This window comes from Limosilactobacillus reuteri (assembly GCF_002254085.1).
Taxonomy (GTDB): domain Bacteria; phylum Bacillota; class Bacilli; order Lactobacillales; family Lactobacillaceae; genus Limosilactobacillus; species Limosilactobacillus reuteri_K.
In genome coordinates this window covers 55,465-71,611 of the sequence record NZ_NGPY01000022.1, presented here as the reverse complement: position 1 = coordinate 71,611, position 16,147 = coordinate 55,465, and the positions used below count along the sequence as shown (strand labels likewise).

At 39.9% G+C, this 16,147-nt stretch carries 16 protein-coding genes, 1 pseudogene and 1 riboswitch; of the genes and pseudogenes, 6 read left to right on the top strand and 11 right to left on the bottom strand.

Features of this window, described 5'->3' with window-relative positions; translation table 11 throughout:
• Positions 1-6 precede the first annotated feature (6 nt).
• Positions 7-993 (top strand): annotated as a pseudogene (locus CBG10_RS11785) (zinc-binding dehydrogenase).
• Positions 994-1,046: 53 nt separating this feature from the next.
• Here CBG10_RS11785 and CBG10_RS05370 read toward each other — a convergent pair.
• Positions 1,047-1,904, bottom strand: a complete 858-nt coding sequence (locus tag CBG10_RS05370; protein ID WP_094511910.1) for an SAM-dependent methyltransferase — start codon at positions 1,902-1,904, stop codon at positions 1,047-1,049.
• Between the two features lie 10 nt (positions 1,905-1,914).
• Positions 1,915-2,328, bottom strand: coding sequence for a helix-turn-helix domain-containing protein (locus CBG10_RS05365; RefSeq protein WP_003664887.1), 414 nt, complete (start codon positions 2,326-2,328; stop codon positions 1,915-1,917).
• 121 nt (positions 2,329-2,449) lie between these two features.
• Between CBG10_RS05365 and CBG10_RS05360 the strand changes: the two genes are divergently transcribed.
• Complete coding sequence (locus CBG10_RS05360) at positions 2,450-3,430, top strand: alpha/beta hydrolase (RefSeq protein ID WP_094511908.1); 981 nt, start codon at positions 2,450-2,452, stop codon at positions 3,428-3,430.
• Positions 3,431-3,444: 14 nt separating this feature from the next.
• A complete protein-coding gene (locus CBG10_RS05355) occupies positions 3,445-3,801 on the top strand; it encodes a DUF1304 domain-containing protein (RefSeq protein ID WP_019253253.1) in 357 nt (118 codons plus the stop codon).
• 47 nt (positions 3,802-3,848) lie between these two features.
• On the opposite strand, the gene CBG10_RS05350 is transcribed toward CBG10_RS05355, so the two are convergent.
• The 5 genes from CBG10_RS05350 to CBG10_RS05330 form a co-directional block, all read right to left on the bottom strand.
• The gene (locus CBG10_RS05350) at positions 3,849-5,810 is read right to left on the bottom strand and encodes a cation:proton antiporter (protein WP_094511907.1); all 1,962 of its coding nucleotides are present in this window, start codon (positions 5,808-5,810) and stop codon (positions 3,849-3,851) included.
• Between the two features lie 84 nt (positions 5,811-5,894).
• Entirely contained in the window at positions 5,895-6,236 is a 342-nt protein-coding gene (locus CBG10_RS05345) for a DUF4870 domain-containing protein (RefSeq protein ID WP_003664882.1), read from the bottom strand.
• 41 nt (positions 6,237-6,277) lie between these two features.
• Positions 6,278-6,931 (bottom strand): energy-coupling factor transporter transmembrane component T family protein, encoded by a 654-nt coding sequence (locus tag CBG10_RS05340; RefSeq protein ID WP_065867100.1) that lies wholly within the window; start codon positions 6,929-6,931, stop codon positions 6,278-6,280.
• Complete coding sequence (locus CBG10_RS05335; RefSeq protein ID WP_094511906.1) at positions 6,921-8,303, bottom strand: ATP-binding cassette domain-containing protein; 1,383 nt, start codon at positions 8,301-8,303, stop codon at positions 6,921-6,923. The genes CBG10_RS05340 and CBG10_RS05335 overlap by 11 nt, the downstream gene beginning before the upstream one ends.
• A 4-nt stretch (positions 8,304-8,307) precedes the next feature.
• On the bottom strand, positions 8,308-8,868 hold the full coding sequence (locus CBG10_RS05330; protein WP_003664879.1) for an ECF transporter S component: 561 nt from the start codon (positions 8,866-8,868) through the stop codon (positions 8,308-8,310).
• Positions 8,869-8,935: 67 nt separating this feature from the next.
• Positions 8,936-9,025, bottom strand: a riboswitch (TPP riboswitch).
• A gap of 109 nt (positions 9,026-9,134) precedes the next feature.
• Here CBG10_RS05330 and CBG10_RS05325 point away from each other — a divergent pair.
• Entirely contained in the window at positions 9,135-9,920 is a 786-nt protein-coding gene (locus CBG10_RS05325) for a sulfite exporter TauE/SafE family protein (RefSeq protein ID WP_094501615.1), read from the top strand.
• Positions 9,921-10,102: 182 nt separating this feature from the next.
• Here the strand turns inward: CBG10_RS05325 and CBG10_RS05320 are convergent, their stop codons facing one another.
• Both CBG10_RS05320 and CBG10_RS05315 read right to left on the bottom strand, forming a co-directional pair.
• Positions 10,103-10,858, bottom strand: coding sequence for a glucose 1-dehydrogenase (locus CBG10_RS05320; protein ID WP_094511904.1), 756 nt, complete (start codon positions 10,856-10,858; stop codon positions 10,103-10,105).
• Between the two features lie 141 nt (positions 10,859-10,999).
• Positions 11,000-11,962: a nucleoside hydrolase gene (locus tag CBG10_RS05315; protein ID WP_019251525.1), complete on the bottom strand. Its 963-nt coding sequence runs from the start codon at positions 11,960-11,962 to the stop codon at positions 11,000-11,002.
• A 163-nt stretch (positions 11,963-12,125) separates the two neighbouring features.
• On the opposite strand from CBG10_RS05315, the gene CBG10_RS05310 reads away from it, so the two are divergent.
• A complete protein-coding gene (locus tag CBG10_RS05310; RefSeq protein ID WP_094511902.1) occupies positions 12,126-13,124 on the top strand; it encodes an NAD(P)/FAD-dependent oxidoreductase in 999 nt (332 codons plus the stop codon).
• A 261-nt stretch (positions 13,125-13,385) separates the two neighbouring features.
• Here the strand turns inward: CBG10_RS05310 and CBG10_RS05305 are convergent, their stop codons facing one another.
• Positions 13,386-14,042, bottom strand: a complete 657-nt coding sequence (locus tag CBG10_RS05305) for an HAD family hydrolase (RefSeq protein ID WP_094511900.1) — start codon at positions 14,040-14,042, stop codon at positions 13,386-13,388.
• A gap of 131 nt (positions 14,043-14,173) precedes the next feature.
• Between CBG10_RS05305 and CBG10_RS05300 the strand changes: the two genes are divergently transcribed.
• On the top strand, positions 14,174-15,601 hold the full coding sequence (locus CBG10_RS05300; RefSeq protein WP_094503849.1) for an APC family permease: 1,428 nt from the start codon (positions 14,174-14,176) through the stop codon (positions 15,599-15,601).
• A 58-nt stretch (positions 15,602-15,659) separates the two neighbouring features.
• Here CBG10_RS05300 and CBG10_RS05295 read toward each other — a convergent pair whose 3' ends face one another.
• Positions 15,660-16,127: a Dps family protein gene (locus tag CBG10_RS05295; RefSeq protein ID WP_094511898.1), complete on the bottom strand. Its 468-nt coding sequence runs from the start codon at positions 16,125-16,127 to the stop codon at positions 15,660-15,662.
• Positions 16,128-16,147 lie beyond the last annotated feature (20 nt).

The following is a 16,147-nucleotide window of genomic DNA, read 5'->3' as shown; positions in this document are numbered from 1 at the left end:
GAAAAAATGAAAGCATTAGTAGTCGAAAAAGCGGCAGATCGTTCATTGCAAGATTTGAATTTTGCGGAAGTCTCAGTTCCTACGCCAGCTGAGCATGAAGTCTTAATCAAGGTGCATGCTGCTGGACTTAATCCGGTTGACTACAAAATTGTTGAGGGCGGCGTTAGTGCTTGGCGGTATCCACATATCCTTGGATTGGACGTTGCTGGGGAGATTGTTGGTGTTGGTCAGGGGGTTAGAACTTGGCATGTTGGCGACTAGGTATCTGGACATGGTGATTTAACGCAAAATGGTTGTTTCGCCGAATATGTGACTGCCCCGACTTATGAATTAGCTAAGATTCCGGATTCTATTTCCTATGAACTTGCTGCTAGTGCTTTATGTGGGGCTTTGACAGCTTATGAAGCAATAGAACGCAAAACTAATTTTGCCAATGTTAATACCGTGTTAGTTCATGCTGGTGCGGGTGGGGTTGGGAGTATCGCTATTCAACTTGCTAAACTTCATGGCTGCAAGGTATTTACGACTGTTTCATCGAGTAAATATGACTACGTAAAGCAGCTTGCTCCAGATGCAATCGTCAACTATCAAACTGAAGATGTGGATAAAGAGTTAGTCGATCTCACCGATGGGCTTGGCGTTGATTTGATCATTGATACGGTAGGCAAAAAAGAAGCAGAACTTGATTTGCGACGGTTAGCCTATAATTGACGCTTAGTAACGATTGTTGACATTCCTTCACTTGATAATGTTCCAATGTTTGATCGCGGTCTAGGGCTGGATGTCGTTAATCTTGGTGGGGCGCATCTCAGTGGTAACCCATATCAGCAGGCTGATTTAGGCCGAATGAATGCGGAAATGTTAAAATTAATAGCTAATGGGGATGTAAAGCCTTTGATTAAGAAAGTGATTCCGTTTGATCAAATTATTGATGGTTTAACCGCGATTAAAAAGTATGAAGTGGTCGGAAAATTAGTGGCTAAAATTGATTAAATAAAAAGTTGAGGTTAAGAGAAAACTTTTGTTCTCTTTTAACCTCAACTTTTTTATTTCGCTAGATAAATCTGTTCATCAATCAAATCAAACGAGTGCAAGTTAGCATTAACTTTCTGTAATTCATCGTCTTGACTCAATTGTGCCTCATGCCAGAATTTCTTAGAGTTAGTTGCGCCATCTTTTTCGCCAATAACTAATAATTTGACTTCGGGATATGTTGAACGAAGAAGTTCCAGGACATCCCAGTCAATTTCACCTTTGTCGGGAGCCCATGACATAATGACATATTCGACCTCGTCACCGTATTTTTTGATTGCTTCTAGAGCGTCCAACTTCTCAATCTTAGTGACAGGGTGTTTGCCCGTTTCGTTTTCTTTTACCCATGCCTGACTATCGGTAGTATAAATCTTTTGGGTGGCATTGTTATTGCGTAATCCCTTAGAAATATAACCATTACCGGCCATAATCTCCAGTGTCGGCGCTCCGCCTAAATAATCAGAAAGTGCTTTGGCAAAAGGTGCATTGACGTATGACCACATTCCGTATGTTTCCTCGAGATAATCACGATAGTTGCGCAACGCCTTATCTAATTTTGGCAACGCCTCACTATATTTGTTCCAAAGTTTATCGCCGCGTGGATCACCTTGGGGGAACTGTTCATTAACCTTTTTGAAAATGGTATCTTGAATGTTATCCGGCAATAATAATTTTGGTAGAGGTTGTGGCAATAAGCCGTTTTTGAGTAGTCGATCACTTTCTAAAACGTTATTAATGAGGTATTTTACAGGAGGAAAGTCATCGAATAGGTCACGGTAAGTATTTAGTTCTTGAATATAGGAAGGCTCATTAACAATTTGATGAGCTTTTTTTACCCGCTTTTTTAGCTGTTTTAATTTTTTAGGATTCATCACAAACTCCTTATTTAAGTTTTAAATCTAGTTGTTCTTGCTTACCATAGAAGGTGTCTGTATCTCGGCGATTATGCCGTCCCTTTAAGTAACCATCAATTAGTTGGAAAATTTCATATCGATCATCACTTGAAAGTACAGTTTGATTAAACGACAGGTTCTTACTAGAGAAAAATAATTTTGCTAAATCAAAATCATCACGATCAGTTTTTCCGGTAAGATAGTCCAGACTGACATCAAAGAATTCGGCTAGTTTTCGTGCTTCAACGTATGACGGGGTCCGAATACCGCGTTCCCAGTTACCGATTTGCGAAGCAGTGTTTGGCTTTTCATTGGGGCCAAGGTTTTCATTGAGATGGGTAGCAAGCTCCTTTAAGGTTATCTTTTGTCCTTTGCGAAGTGCTCGTAGGCGTTCTGGAAACATTATTTCACTCCCTTAATATATCATTATCTATTTTAACATTAGCATCACGATTTTGAATGAAAAGAATATGCAAAATAACAGAAAGTGTGCTAAACTAGGCGCATTGATTAAATGATATAACATGGGGTTAATTATTTTGAGAACAAAGACAAAAAAGAAACAGTGGCATCCTTGGCGATGGCTCATTGGAATTGTAGTTTTAATTACAGTGGCAATCTTTGCCGCTAGTAGCTATTTTTTCTCGGTGGCAATGGTACCGGGGCATAAGGATTTTATTAATAATTCAACTAAAATTTCACGAAATGATCCATTGTATGAGCAGAAAATGTGGTTTAAGCATGCCAAAAAAGAAAAATGGACAATGAAATCGGCTAGTGGAAATTATAAACTAGTTGCTGATTACATCCCTGCTGCTAAATCGACAACTAAAAATGTGGTAATTGCCCATGGATTTATGGGTGACAAAGAGAAGATGGGCGAATATGCCGCGCTTTTCCATCAGATGGGGTATAATGTTCTAATGCCAGATGCGCGGGCTCATGGTCAAAGCCAAGGGAAATACATTGGTTATGGATGGCCAGAGCGTTATGATATTCGCAAATGGATTAATAAACTTATTCGGCATAATGGGGAAGAGAGTCAGGTAGTCTTGTTTGGGGTTAGCATGGGTGGTGCGACAACAATGATGACTAGTGGCATTAACCTTCCATCACAAGTAAAAGCGTTTGTTGAAGATTGTGGATATACGAGTCTTAATGATGAATTAAATTATGAAGCTGGTAATTTATATGGGATTCCGAAGGTTTTACGGGTGCCATTAATAAGTACGATGAGTTTAATTAATCGGGTGAAGAATGGTTTTTACATTCATGAAGCTAGCTCCTTAAATATGTTGCATCATAATCATCGCCCAATGCTATTTATCCATGGAGCAAAAGATAATTTTGTTCCAACTGAAATGGTTTATCGCAATTACCGTGCAACAAAGGGAAGTAAAGAATTGTGGGTAGTGCCAGGAGCAGCGCACGCAAAGTCATATGCGACCCATCCCAGCGAATATCACCGCCATTTGACAAAATTTTTAGATCACTATATTAAATAGTTGGAGGAAAAAAGATGCTTGCAATTATTGTTACGATGTTTGTTGCAATCGAACATTTAGGTATTATGGCCTTAGAAATCTTTGGTAACCCGGCACAGCAAGCCAAGGCGTTTGACTTACCGCTTAAGTTTACGCAACAGCATGAAGCACGGGTTTCATTCGCTAACCAGGGTATTTATAACGGAGCCTTAGGAGCAGCTATCATCGCCAGTTACTGGTTATTTAGTGGGGCAACCTTAGTATTGGTATGGCAAATGCTCTTGGTTTTTGTGATGGTTGTTGCATTATTTGGTGCGCTTACTGCAACCAAAAAAATTATTCTAATTCAATTTTTACCAGCGTTGATTGCGTTTTTACTTACATTTATTTAAACATAAAAAGGAAATTGCTTTGCAAGATTTTGCAGCAATTTCCTTTTTTAGTCTAATGATTGAGTGTAAACCAATTCATCAGTTGAGATCTGTTCGTTTAATGCGTTTGCTAATTCTTGTGAAAATTGGTCATCAGCAAGTTGCATTTGAACATAACTGTGCTCAAGCTGAAATGCCTCAATAAATAAAGAAGTAATGAGGTCGGTATCCATCGAAATATCGTGCAGGAAGAATCGTTTTCGTTGGAAGTATGTCCGTCGTACCATGGCAACTTCATTCGCGTTTTGTGGAGTTTCAATCGAATGAAGATATTTATCGATTTCACGATTAATTATTTCTAGGATCTCAGCTGTTTCAGCGCGCTGTTCCTTGGTTAATTGATATTTTGGCCCCACATTGTAGCGGGAACCTTTTTTGAGATGACGGTAGCGAATAAAACGCCATTTTAATCGGTGCCATAAGATGACCCATAATTCAAGAAAGCTGTGTTTATTTACGCGGAAAATCGACCGTGTAACAAAATTAACGAGGAATTTGGCCTCCTTGTCAGAGATTCGGCCTTCTTCGTTAAGGCGGTCTAAGGTAGCCAATTCAATTTGATGAGCTTTCCCCATTAATTGACTATAAACATTGCGATTGAATTCATGGTATTGCGTCATTTGACTACTCAATTGGTCAATAACAGCCGCTTTTTCTGGTGAATATTTTTCTGAAGTTCGTAGCTCATTAATAGCATATTGAACTGTTTTAATAAGTTCTTTTTGAAATTCACTCTTCGAATAGCTCTTAGATTTAGGCGGTAAAATAATTGGATAGCCAATTGCGCCGACAGCAATGCTAATCAAAATAACAATCGCGGCAATCAAGATCATTGAATTACGGAAGGCAAATTGATGGTTATTAATCAGTACTGGCAACGAGAATGCTAATGCCAGAGTGATCGTTCCGTGAATTCCTCCTAACGCCATTAAGAGACTATCACGGTTAAGGTTAGTCGATTGAATGTTGACGAACTTAAACCGGACCCATAAGAATCTTAAGAGGGTTGTAATAATATAGATAGCAAAGGCTAAGGCAATGATTGCACCCAGATTTTGCCAAGAAGTCCTTCCAAGTACCTGCGGAAGCATCACCCCTAAAAGGACAAATACTAACCCGTTTAACGCATCGCTAATGATGTTCCAAATAGTGGTAGTAGACATTTGCACTTTAGTAGATGTAAGTCGCATTCGATCATAGAGGATACTATGAACAACTCCCGCTGCAACGACGGCTAGGATTCCTGAAAGGTGTAGTTCTTCAGCCAACCAGTAGACAACGATGGGAGTCATTACGTTGATCGGAATAACGATGGAGCCAATATCAACGTGCTTCCGCATCAAACTAGTACGGAGACTAATTAATAGGCTTCCTAGTACTGCCCCGAAGATAATTCCGCCGAAGAAAACGTAAACAAAGATCCAGATTCCATGACTAAGCGAAAATTGTCCAGAACGGTAGGTTTCCAGCGCCAAATCTAAAAGCACAATTCCCGATGCATCATTAAAGAGGGATTCATATTCCAGAGCACCATTAACGTTTTTTGGGACCTTCATATTAGTAGTAATCGACTTTACAGCGACCGCATCAGTCGGCGTAACAATCGCGGCTAGCATAAAGGCAAGTGCTAAGGAGAACGTTTCTGGTTGAAGCAAATGTAAAAAGCTACCAGTAATCAAGACCGTTACAAGTGCTAATCCAACAGTCATTGATAGGATCGATCTGATATTGCTCGAAAGATAACGGAATGATTGGTTCTGCCCGTCATTAAACATTAAAGGAGCAATGACCACCATCATGAATAATTCTGGATGCATGGTAAAGTTAGTGGCTTCAGTAGGCAGGGATGCTAAAAGAATTCCTGCAATAATTTGATAGATGGATAGTGGAATCTTAGGGTAAACAAGATGAACAACATTAGCTGCAACAACAGCAGTCAATAGAAGAACAATGCCTAAAATCATTTCCATCGATTAATCACCTCACTTGATATTTTGGATAAAAAATGAGAGACCGGGAAAATACTAGCATTTCCTGGTCTCTACTCTCTTAACTTACTCACGGCCAATCAGCATTTTCACGGCCATGGCAATATTATAAATAAATAACAAAAGGGCTAATAAAAGAGCAAATGTTAGGAGAATTCCAAACAATGCGCCCCCGTGGAAGTTAGCGGGGTTTAATGAAAAGACACTAAAGACTAAAATTGCGCCTATTACATATAACAATGGGAAAATTTGACTCCAAAATGCATAGCGAGCGTTTTTAGCAATAGTTGGTCGATCACTGCTTTTGGCAATTATCCACACGATTAGTGGAAAGATAACTGGTAAAAATAAGATGCTTAAATAGGATAAAGTGTTAACGATCCGGTCCGTTAAATTATTATCGTTCACTATATCAGTCCTTTCTTTTTATATTATTATCGCATGAAAACTCAAGGGAGCGCAATTACAATTATCTGTACAAGGCAAATAATACTAAAAAAAGAAAGCCAATCGTGGCTGGTAATCGGGATATCCACGGTAGCTGTTCGTGCTTGTCCTTCTACGAAACCGTGTGATTCCATGGCTTGCGCTAATTGATCCGACCATTGAATTGCAACCAGAATCGCTTTGAAGTAGAGCGTTGGTGACCACCAATGTAAATTAACACCCCGCATTTGTCCTGCCGTATAAATAGTTGTAACGGCTTGTTTCATTTTTGGAATCAGATTAAGAGCAGCGAGCACCCCATAAGCATATTTGCTAGGAAGGTGACAATTTTGTTCTAATGAGCGAGCAAGCGTTAAAGTATCGGTCGTAAACGTAAAAACTGTTCCAAGGCAGACATAAACGTAGAGTCGACTGAAAAGAACGGTTCCATCGAAGAGACTATGACTAGGACTAAAGAAGACAATTGTAATAAAAATAGCTAGTGCCGGAAAGAGGGGGACAAAAGCCAACCAGCAAAATTGTCGCCAGTGAAATCGCTGATGGATAAGGATTAATAAACACACCACAATGACAATCAGGTTAATCCACAGCTTAGTCACAAAAGTTAGCTCAAGTGAAAGCAAAATAACAAGTAATAATTTTAAACTAGGATTCATAACGCCCTCCAACATAATTAAGACGTTGATGATTCATTGTAAGGTGATAGTCAATGAAACCATCAAGTCCGCTTAATTGATGACTAACAATCAGCAAAGTTTGGGGTTTCTCTTTTTGGGATGCTTTAATTAGTTGCAGGACAGTCTTTAAAGATGCTGGATCTAAACCAGTAAATGGTTCATCCAGTAATAGTGTTTCCTGTCCGCGCATTAACATCAGCAGGATTTGTAACTTTTTCTTTTGACCACCACTCAAAGAATAAACAACCTGATCTTCTCTTCCATTCAGACCAAGAGCTGCTAATGCTTCGTTGACTTGTTGCTGATTAAAATAGGGATTCTGGCAAGTTTTAAAGCCTAATGCCAGTTCTTCGCCAACGGTTACATTTAGGAATTGATCATTGGCATGTTGGAAAATCAATCCCAGATGCTTGTAATATTTCCCAGGTGATATTTTTTGAATGTTTTCCTCCGCATAGTCAATCTTTCCTTCATATTTCAAAAGTCGGGCAATTGCCTTTAGAAGGGTAGATTTACCAATCCCATTTGGTCCGGTTAATAAAGTTATTTTATTTTTAACAATGCCTAAATTGGTTGGTAAAAGTAAGGAATGATTCTCTCGTTTTATTGCTAATTCATCAAATTTGATAATCGTGGGCAAGGTTGACGGAGGAAGGGCAGTGGTAATTTGGGGAGTCGCGCTCGCTGTTAAAAGTTGGCTACTATTTTTACTGGAAAGTTGAGCAAGGTGCCCCTTAGTTAATTGCCAAACCAATGGATGTAGTCGCTTGTAACCATGCAAATCATGGTCAGTAATGATAATTGTTGTGTGATAGTCACTGTTGAGGCGGACTAATTGTTTAAGGATAAGTTGCCGGTTTTCTTCGTCAATATTGGCAAAGGGTTCGTCTAATAAAAGCACGTTCGGTTGCATTGCCGTAGCCGCTGCTAAAGCCACGCGCTGTTGTTGTCCACCGGAAAGCGTGGTGATTAACCGGTTAGCAAGGTCGTCAACTTTACCGAATCGTAAAGCTTCTTTAACGCGTTCTGGAATTTTGTCAGTTGGGACTTGGCAATTTTCCAGAGTGAATTCTAATTCGTGACGTGGCGTATCAAGAGCAAACTGCATTAACGGATCTTGGAATACCATCCCGATATGGGCATCTGTTGGTACATCGACTGCTCCAGCAACTATTTCACCACCATATTTAGGTAGGAGACCAGCGATTAACTTGAGAATGGTGGATTTACCACTCCCGGAGACTCCGGTAAGTAAGTGAATCTTTCCAACAGTGAATTTGGCGGTGATATTTTTAAGAATCGGTTGCTGATCAAAATTAAATGAAAGATCATTAAATTGTATATTTTTCATAGTCTTAGCGCTTGATTAAGTGGGCTCGTTGGAGAAGGTTAGTAATCAATTTAACCAGAATTCCAGAGAAGACAAACATTGAAATGAAACGGGCGATGAGCATAATGATTAGCATTTGTCCGCTGAAGTGGTTATAGCCATTGCGGAACCAATCCCAGCCAAAGGTAACAAATGTAAGGGTGAGGGATGAGATGAGGAGGGTCAACCAGTTATACATTTTATAGAACGTAAAAGTAAAACCTAACTCAGACCCGATACCTTGAACCGCTCCAGAAATTAGGTTGGCTGCTCCCCACTGATCGCCGAGAAGCATTTCAACGGCCGCTCCCAAAAACTCACCAAGGAAAGCTGCTCCTGGTGTCCGGAGTAAAAAGCCGGCAAGTGGTCCAGCCATACACCAGATTCCCATTGTTAAATCATTCGCCATTGGACCATAACCAATTGGTGTCAGTAGAACAGTTAAGCCGTTATAGACAAAACCGGCCGCAAAATAGATTACACCAAAAATAATTCCAATCAGGGCAAGCAAAATAATGTCACGCAAATGTAGTGAACGTTTAATCATAATAAAACTCCTTAAGATATAAGGGCAAAAAAACTCCATGACAAAAAATCATGGAGTTAATCATTAAGTTAATATCACTGAATCTCCCTTCGCTGGTATTAACCAGAGCAGGTTCAATGGGTATTATCTCAGCCGTTTGGCACCCCAGATTTGTTTTCTATTATCATAGCTAATATTATAACGGAATGCAAATCGTTAATTAGGTTACTTATTTTTAGGAAAGTGGTTTACAATTAATACTAGTTATTTAAAGGGATGGTTTTAAAATGAGTGGAGTAATTTTTATTTTATTATTGCTAGGAATTGGGATTCTTTCGGGGATTATTAGTGCAGCCGCTGGTTTAGCATCACTAGTCTCGTACCCATCACTGCTTGCACTAGGATTACCACCAGTGATGGCAAACGTAACGAGTGCTTTTTCGACAATTACGGGTAATTATAGTTCGGTCTTTTCATCGTTTAAGGAATTAGAGCATAATCGCCGGCAATTATGGATTATTTTGCCATTGGTATTTGCTGGTTCCATTATTGGAGCTTTTTTGCTATTTGCTGTCCCGAGTAAATGGTTTGCGGAACTGGTACCATTATGCATTGCGTTAGCCGGCATTATCCTGCTGTTTCCTCATCATCCGAAGCAAAGTGTGGGGACGATGGCAGGAAATAGTAAATTATTTGGTAAATCACGGATCGGTCAATTTTTATCAATCATTGGTATTTTTATTGTCGGAATCTATTCGGGCTTCTTTAATGCCGGTGCCGGAGTGTTAATGTTAACCTTGCTGACAGTGATCAATCGGCAAAAGAGCTTTGCAGTTAATAATGCGCTAAAAAATGTTGCGATGACTGTTACAAATACAACATCCTGGATAGTGTTCGCACTTGAGACGACGATTTATTGGAATTATGTTATTCCGTTGATGATTGGAAATGTAATCGGGGGCTACTTAGGACCGATTATTGTTCGCCACCTGCCTGGCCGTTTGATGCAAATAATTGTCGGGATTGGCTCATTGATTTTGGCAGTTTCATTGGTAATTCGGAATTTAATGTGAAGCAAAAGGGACTGTGACATAAGCCAAGTTATTTTCATAAAAGACAAATGGCGCAGTACACCAATGGCCTCCAACGTCCGGTAAAACCGAACATTGGAGGCCTATTGTTGCTTGCGGGGGCTCGAAAACGAAGTCACGAGTGACTTCTGTCTTGCTCCCTTTTGTTTTGTTCTTTATGAATATTATTGAGCTGTGTAGCCACCATCAGCGACAAATTCTGAACCAGTACTAAAGCTTGATTCATCTGAAGCGAGGTACAAAGCAAGGTTAGCAATCTCTTCTGGCTTTCCAAGACGGCCAAGGGGATGAAGGCTTTCTAGGTGTCCTTCTGCTTTTGGATCATCCTTGACTAAATTATCAACTAGTGGAGTTGAGATATAACCAGGATGAATTGTATTTACACGGATATCATAGCCTTTCCGGGCACAATCAAGCGCAGCGGACTTAGTTAAGAGGCGGACACCACCCTTAGAAGCATTGTATGCGAAGAGGTCAGGATCACCAATTAGTCCTTCAATGGATGACATATTGATGATCGAATTCTTTTCCCCGTTGTTCTTCATTGCTTTAATACCGAGCTTAGTTCCCCACATCGTACCGGTGAGGTTAACGGCAATTGTTTTATCCCAAATTTCAGCATTTGTCTTTTCAACATCGGCGTATTCGGCAATTCCCGCGTTGTTAACCACAATATTGAGCTTCCCAAAGACTTGGACAGTTTGACGAATTACCCGGTCCCAGTCTCCTTTCCGAGCAACGTCTTGTTGGATAAAGATCGCATTGTCACCTAGTTGGTCAGCGACTTTTTGTCCCTCATCCATCTTACGAGCGGTTAAAACAACCTTTGCGCCTTCTTCGATAAACTTTTTTGCGACAGCAGCTCCAATTCCTTTAGAACCACCAGTAATAATTGCAACTTTATTATCTAAACGACCCATTGATAAGACACTTCCTTAGTAAAACCAAAAACAATCCTTTACAAATTTTATTATAACAACTATCGAAGAAAAACAGGAGAATAACGCCTTACAAAATAAAAAGAGACTGGAGAGTTATTTTCAACAGCCTCTTAATTAAATTTAGTTTTCTTTGAAAAGCTTGTTTAAGCGGTCCATGAAGGCCTTGAGGTAACGTTCTTTGTCAACGTTAACGGCAACCTTAACATTAGGGTTAGGATCGTTTAACTTAGCGTTGTCACCGATTGTCCGACCATAGTAAGGTCCTTCTTGGTAAACAACCTTCATGAATAAGCTAATAGTTGAAACAAATGATGGATCAATACCAACACCAACAGCTAATGGATCATGGAGGGCACAACCACGCTTATCAATATCAAGGTTGTAGTAAGCATCGATGTAGAAGTCGGTAATATCAGCAAAAACCTTACCAGAAGCAGTGCCTAATTCACGCCATTGCTTTGTTTCGTTCTTAGTAAGGAGAGTTCGAAGAGTAACATCAAGACCAACCATCGTAAGTGGCAAGTTGGACTTCATTACTTCATCGGCAGCCTTTGGATCTTGGTTAATGTTAGCTTCTGCGACAGGAGTAACATTACCTTCAACAGTTAAGGCACCACCCATGAATGTGACATTACCAATCAAGTCAGCAATTTCAGGATCCTTCTTCAAGGCAGCAGCTAAGTTTGTCATTGGACCAGTAGGGATGATGATTAAGTCCTTGCCATACTTGTGAGCGGCTTCGATGTAGAAATCAACACCGGATTGTTCTTCAAGAGCCCGACTTGGCGCAGGTAATTCAACATCACCGATACCGTTATCACCGTGGATATCCTTTGAAACTTGCATTACATCAAAGTGGTCAGTAGTGCATGAATGTGGAAGACCCTTAAATACTGGAATATCAGTGTGACCTAATAATTCCAATAACTTAAGGCTGTTTTCGGCACAAACATCTAATAAGTTGTTACCGTATGAACTTACAATTCCGATTAGATCAACTTCTGGGTCAGCAAGCGCATAAGCAATAGCTAAAGCGTCATCAACACCAGTATCTAAATCAAGAATCATTTTACGTTTTGCCATAGTATTTATTCCTCCAATTTTAAGCAAAATCAATCTCTGTATATAATATGTTAATTTAAATTTGAAATAATTACAATTAAAATTTGAGACCGCTTACGAAATTTTAGAAAAATAAAGATGATATAATACTTCTAGAGATGAAAATGAAAGGATCAGAGGAGAAATGGCAGAGAAAATTTATGATGTGACAATTATTGGTGGAGGTCCAGCAGGGATGTTTGCTTCATTTTATTGTGGCCTTCATGAATTAGATGCCCAGCTGATTGAAAGCCTTCCACAGCTTGGTGGACAAGTAGGGGCACTTTACCCTGAAAAACAAGTTTGGGATGTAGCGGGAATGCCAGGCGTAACTGGACACGACCTGATCGCTAAGCTAGAAGAACAAATGGCAGTGGCACAGATTGACCAATTCCTTGGCGAAACTGTTGAGGACGTTATCAAAGAAGATGATGGAACCTTTACCATCAAATCAGCAAAGCGGGTATCCCGGTCACGAGCAGTAATCATTGCTCTTGGTAATGGAGCGTTTACTCCCCGTAAGCTCGCTTTAGAAGGAACAGCTGAGATTGAAGGCAAGCAACTTTCCTACTTTGTTAATCATAAAGCTGATTATGCGGACAAGCGGGTTGCCATTCTTGGTGGGGGAGACTCCGCGATTGATATTGCCTTGATGCTTGAACCTGTTGCCAAGGAAGTGCACCTTGTCCATCGGCGGGACCAGTTCCGCGGCCTTGAACATACCGTAACTCAGCTTAAACAGTCATCTGTGCAACTTGATACCCCATTCTTACCACGCGCATTAACGGTGGAAGATGATGAAACGGTAACGCTCGATCTTAAGAAGATGCGCAGTGACGACGAAGCACAATTGAATGTGGATAAGATTGTGGTTAACTATGGGTTTACCTCTAATAATGCGGCCTTGAATCAGTGGTCCCTTGACTTAGCAGCAGAACACAACTTGATCAAGGTTGATTCAATGATGGAAACTAGTACTGAAGGGGTATATGCGATCGGGGATGGTGTGACCTACCCGGGGAAAGTTGCATTGATTGCGGCCGGCTTTGGTGAAGCGCCGACCGCGGTAACCGCCCTAGCTAAGAAACTCTATCCCGATAAGCGAATGGCAATGCACAGCTCTTCAATGGGGATTACTAAATGAAAAAATGTCCCTACTGTAATACATTAAATCTAGACAATTCCGAAGTTAAGCTAAAGTAATCATCATAGCGTTAAGTAACAAATAAGAAAATATGAAAAGAGGGGTGAGAAAAAGTTCTGGCTTTTTCTCACCCCTCTTTTCATAAACAATAGCAAGATAACGTAGAAAATAATTACAATGTTCGAGTCTAAGTACGAATGATAACCAGCTAGTATAGCCAACCACCTATCGAGAAGATTGTTTTTCACTTACTTTATTAGTTTAAATTGCTAACAAATCAGCCGGCTTCATTAATGGAAAGTCCGCATCTTTAATACTATCGGGATTTGCGGAAGAGTAAAGGGCGCCTGCAAACTTGGCACCGGCTGCATGGGCGGCTTTCATATCATTGATTGTGTCCCCAACATAAACAGTAGTTGCGGGATCTGCTCCCATTTTATCCATTGCCGCTAAAATAGGATCTGGAGCTGGCTTATGCTTTTTAGTGTCCGCAGACGTAATGGCAACCTTAAATAACTTCGCAAAGTCATATTTGTTAACAAAGTATTCTTGGTATTCGTCAGCGAGTTTTGAAGTTGCGATGGCGATTTTTGCATCTTTACGATTGGCAAGGGTATTAAGCATTTCAGGGATTCCTTCAATCACTTTTGCCCGATCAGCACGTTGGTAAGCAAGGTCAAACCAGTCTTTTAACATTTCAGGAATTTCTTCCTCACTAATTCCAGCGAGGCGAAGAGCATCTCGACCAGTAATACCAAATAAATCATGCTTAGTTTGCTCTACTTTGTCGGGTGCAACTAAGTGACCGTGTTGAGCTAACGTATCAATCATTGCTGGCATATACATATCAATAGTATCAATTAAAGTACCGTCAATATCAAAAATAAAATTCTCAATCTTCTGTGCCATTTTATTCATCCTTTATAAAATATAAGTACGTTCTTAATTGTATAACAATTTCAGAAAAGATTGAGATTAGAATAGCTGATAATTTACCTTTTTATTTGAAAAAGACTATAATATAAATGGAATTATAAAATTTATGTGGGGTGGTCATTATCAGTAATCAAAAATCAGTACCTAAAAAGCTGTCTTTCATCTCAATTTACTTTTTAGGGATTAATGGAGTAATTGGCTCAGGAACATTTTTACTGCCATCTGTTATTTATCGGTACATGAACTTATCGGCTGTAGCAGTTTTGCTATGTACAGCAATAACCGTCTCATTGATCGCCCTATGTTATGCCGATCTTTCTAGTCGTTTTACCGGCTCAGGGGCAGCATGGCTTTATTCTTATCATGCATTTGGAAGATTCACCGGTTATGAGCTAGGAATTTTTACCTGGTTCTTAGGCTGCTGTACTCTTTCAGCGGAAATTGTTGCTTTATTAACTACCCTCAAGAGTTTTTTGCCAATCTTTAATCGGCCGCTTATCTATGGGGTTGCTGCTTTTGGCTTAATTGTACTCTTTGCGGTTATTAATTTCTTCGGCCGCGGTCTTGTTAAACTGGTTAATAATGTATCAGCGGCTGCGAAGATTCTTACGCTGATCATCTTTATTGTCGTTGGGGTCTTCTTCATCCATAAAGCTAACTTCTCACCAGTGATTCCCCAAGCAGCTTTAAAGGGACCGATGCCATTTATTCATCATTTTGGTGAAGCCTTTACCCCGATCTTTTATCTTTTTACTGGTTTTTCATTTTTACCAATTGCTGCTAAGCAAATGAAGAATCCAGAAAAGAATATTCCTCGGGTGTTAATTGCAGTCATGGTTAGTGTAACTATTTTGGATGCATTGATGATGACCGTTGCCGTTGGACTTTCCGGGACTAAATTAGGCGGGTACTCGACACCACTAGCTAATGCGTTGGGAGGTGCCCTTGCGAAGGGACTCGGAACCACTATTGGTAAGTGGGGATATGCCTTTATTATTTTTGGGATGCTTGTAAGTATCTTTGGGGTTGCCTTTTCAGCTTCGTTTAACACGCCATCGTTAATTGCTTCAATGGCCAATGAGCACGGGATGTTGCCAAAGTTTATTGGGAAGAAGAATAAGCATGATGCCCCATGGGTCGGAATTTTATTAACATCCATCCTTTCTGCTTTATTCGCTACCCAGAGTTATCTCTTCTTGGTTAGTTGTACAGTCTTGGCCTCATTCATTCAATATGTTCCCTCGATTCTTGCCGTCATTAAATTTGAACATAGTAACGAATATCCAACACACGGTTTCAAATTACCCGGGAAATATCTTATCCCCAGCTTTGCATTGTTAGTTTCTTGTTATATGGTTACCAATTTTACGGCTAAGACCCTGCTTGTCGGAACTGTCATCGCCATTCTTGCCGCGGCGGCATACTTCTTTATCAAGAAAGATCGTAGTTATGAAGAAAAGCATATGAAATGGCTTGAGGATTTAAGAAATCGGGATAAGAAAGAAGAGCAACTTAATAAGTCATCGGTCCAGAAAAATTAACTGTTTAAAAATATGGGAGGCTGAGAGAAAATAAAAGTTTTCTCTTAGCCTCCTAGTATTAATTATCAATTTCTGGTGCCTGATCTAATTCTGCTTGCAGCATCCAGATTTTCTTTTCAATTGCTGTCTTAAACCCAATGAAGATATCTTGGGTCGAATAATCTTTTTCAATATCAGTCACTTCAATTCCATGCTGATAAAGGTCCTCAAGATAACGATAACCAGTGACTAAATGCGCAAGCCGTTCTGGCGTTGTTTTATCAAAGTTTCCTGGCCAGTCTTTAATTTTCGTATGGGTTGCGATTTCTTTAAGGGTCGAATAAGGTTCACCGTCGAGAGTTAATAATCGTTCAGATATTACATCAAGTTGATCGTTGATTTCATCCATAAATTGGTCCATTAATGGGTGAAGCTTTAGAAAGTTAGTGCCACGCATATACCAGTGAGTTTGATGAATTATCATTGCCATTTGACTCAGATCAGCAACTAATTGATTAAGTGTTTCTTTGGTTTCTTGATATTTCATGATATGAGACTCCTTTTCTA

Bases quoted from the DNA above. Each gene is read 5' to 3' on its own strand.
- CBG10_RS05370 (WP_094511910.1), bottom strand. From the start codon at position 1,904: ATGAATCCTAAAAAATTAAAACAGCTAAAAAAGCGGGTAAAAAAAGCT.
- CBG10_RS05365 (WP_003664887.1), bottom strand. From the start codon at position 2,328: ATGTTTCCAGAACGCCTACGAGCACTTCGCAAAGGACAAAAGATAACC.
- CBG10_RS05360 (WP_094511908.1), top strand. From the start codon at position 2,450: ATGGGGTTAATTATTTTGAGAACAAAGACAAAAAAGAAACAGTGGCAT.
- CBG10_RS05355 (WP_019253253.1), top strand. From the start codon at position 3,445: ATGCTTGCAATTATTGTTACGATGTTTGTTGCAATCGAACATTTAGGT.
- CBG10_RS05350 (WP_094511907.1), bottom strand. From the start codon at position 5,810: ATGGAAATGATTTTAGGCATTGTTCTTCTATTGACTGCTGTTGTTGCA.
- CBG10_RS05340 (WP_065867100.1), bottom strand. From the start codon at position 6,931: ATGAATCCTAGTTTAAAATTATTACTTGTTATTTTGCTTTCACTTGAG.
- CBG10_RS05335 (WP_094511906.1), bottom strand. From the start codon at position 8,303: ATGAAAAATATACAATTTAATGATCTTTCATTTAATTTTGATCAGCAA.
- CBG10_RS05330 (WP_003664879.1), bottom strand. From the start codon at position 8,868: ATGATTAAACGTTCACTACATTTGCGTGACATTATTTTGCTTGCCCTG.
- CBG10_RS05325 (WP_094501615.1), top strand. From the start codon at position 9,135: ATGAGTGGAGTAATTTTTATTTTATTATTGCTAGGAATTGGGATTCTT.
- CBG10_RS05320 (WP_094511904.1), bottom strand. From the start codon at position 10,858: ATGGGTCGTTTAGATAATAAAGTTGCAATTATTACTGGTGGTTCTAAA.
- CBG10_RS05315 (WP_019251525.1), bottom strand. From the start codon at position 11,962: ATGGCAAAACGTAAAATGATTCTTGATTTAGATACTGGTGTTGATGAC.
- CBG10_RS05310 (WP_094511902.1), top strand. From the start codon at position 12,126: ATGGCAGAGAAAATTTATGATGTGACAATTATTGGTGGAGGTCCAGCA.
- CBG10_RS05305 (WP_094511900.1), bottom strand. From the start codon at position 14,042: ATGAATAAAATGGCACAGAAGATTGAGAATTTTATTTTTGATATTGAC.
- CBG10_RS05295 (WP_094511898.1), bottom strand. From the start codon at position 16,127: ATGAAATATCAAGAAACCAAAGAAACACTTAATCAATTAGTTGCTGAT.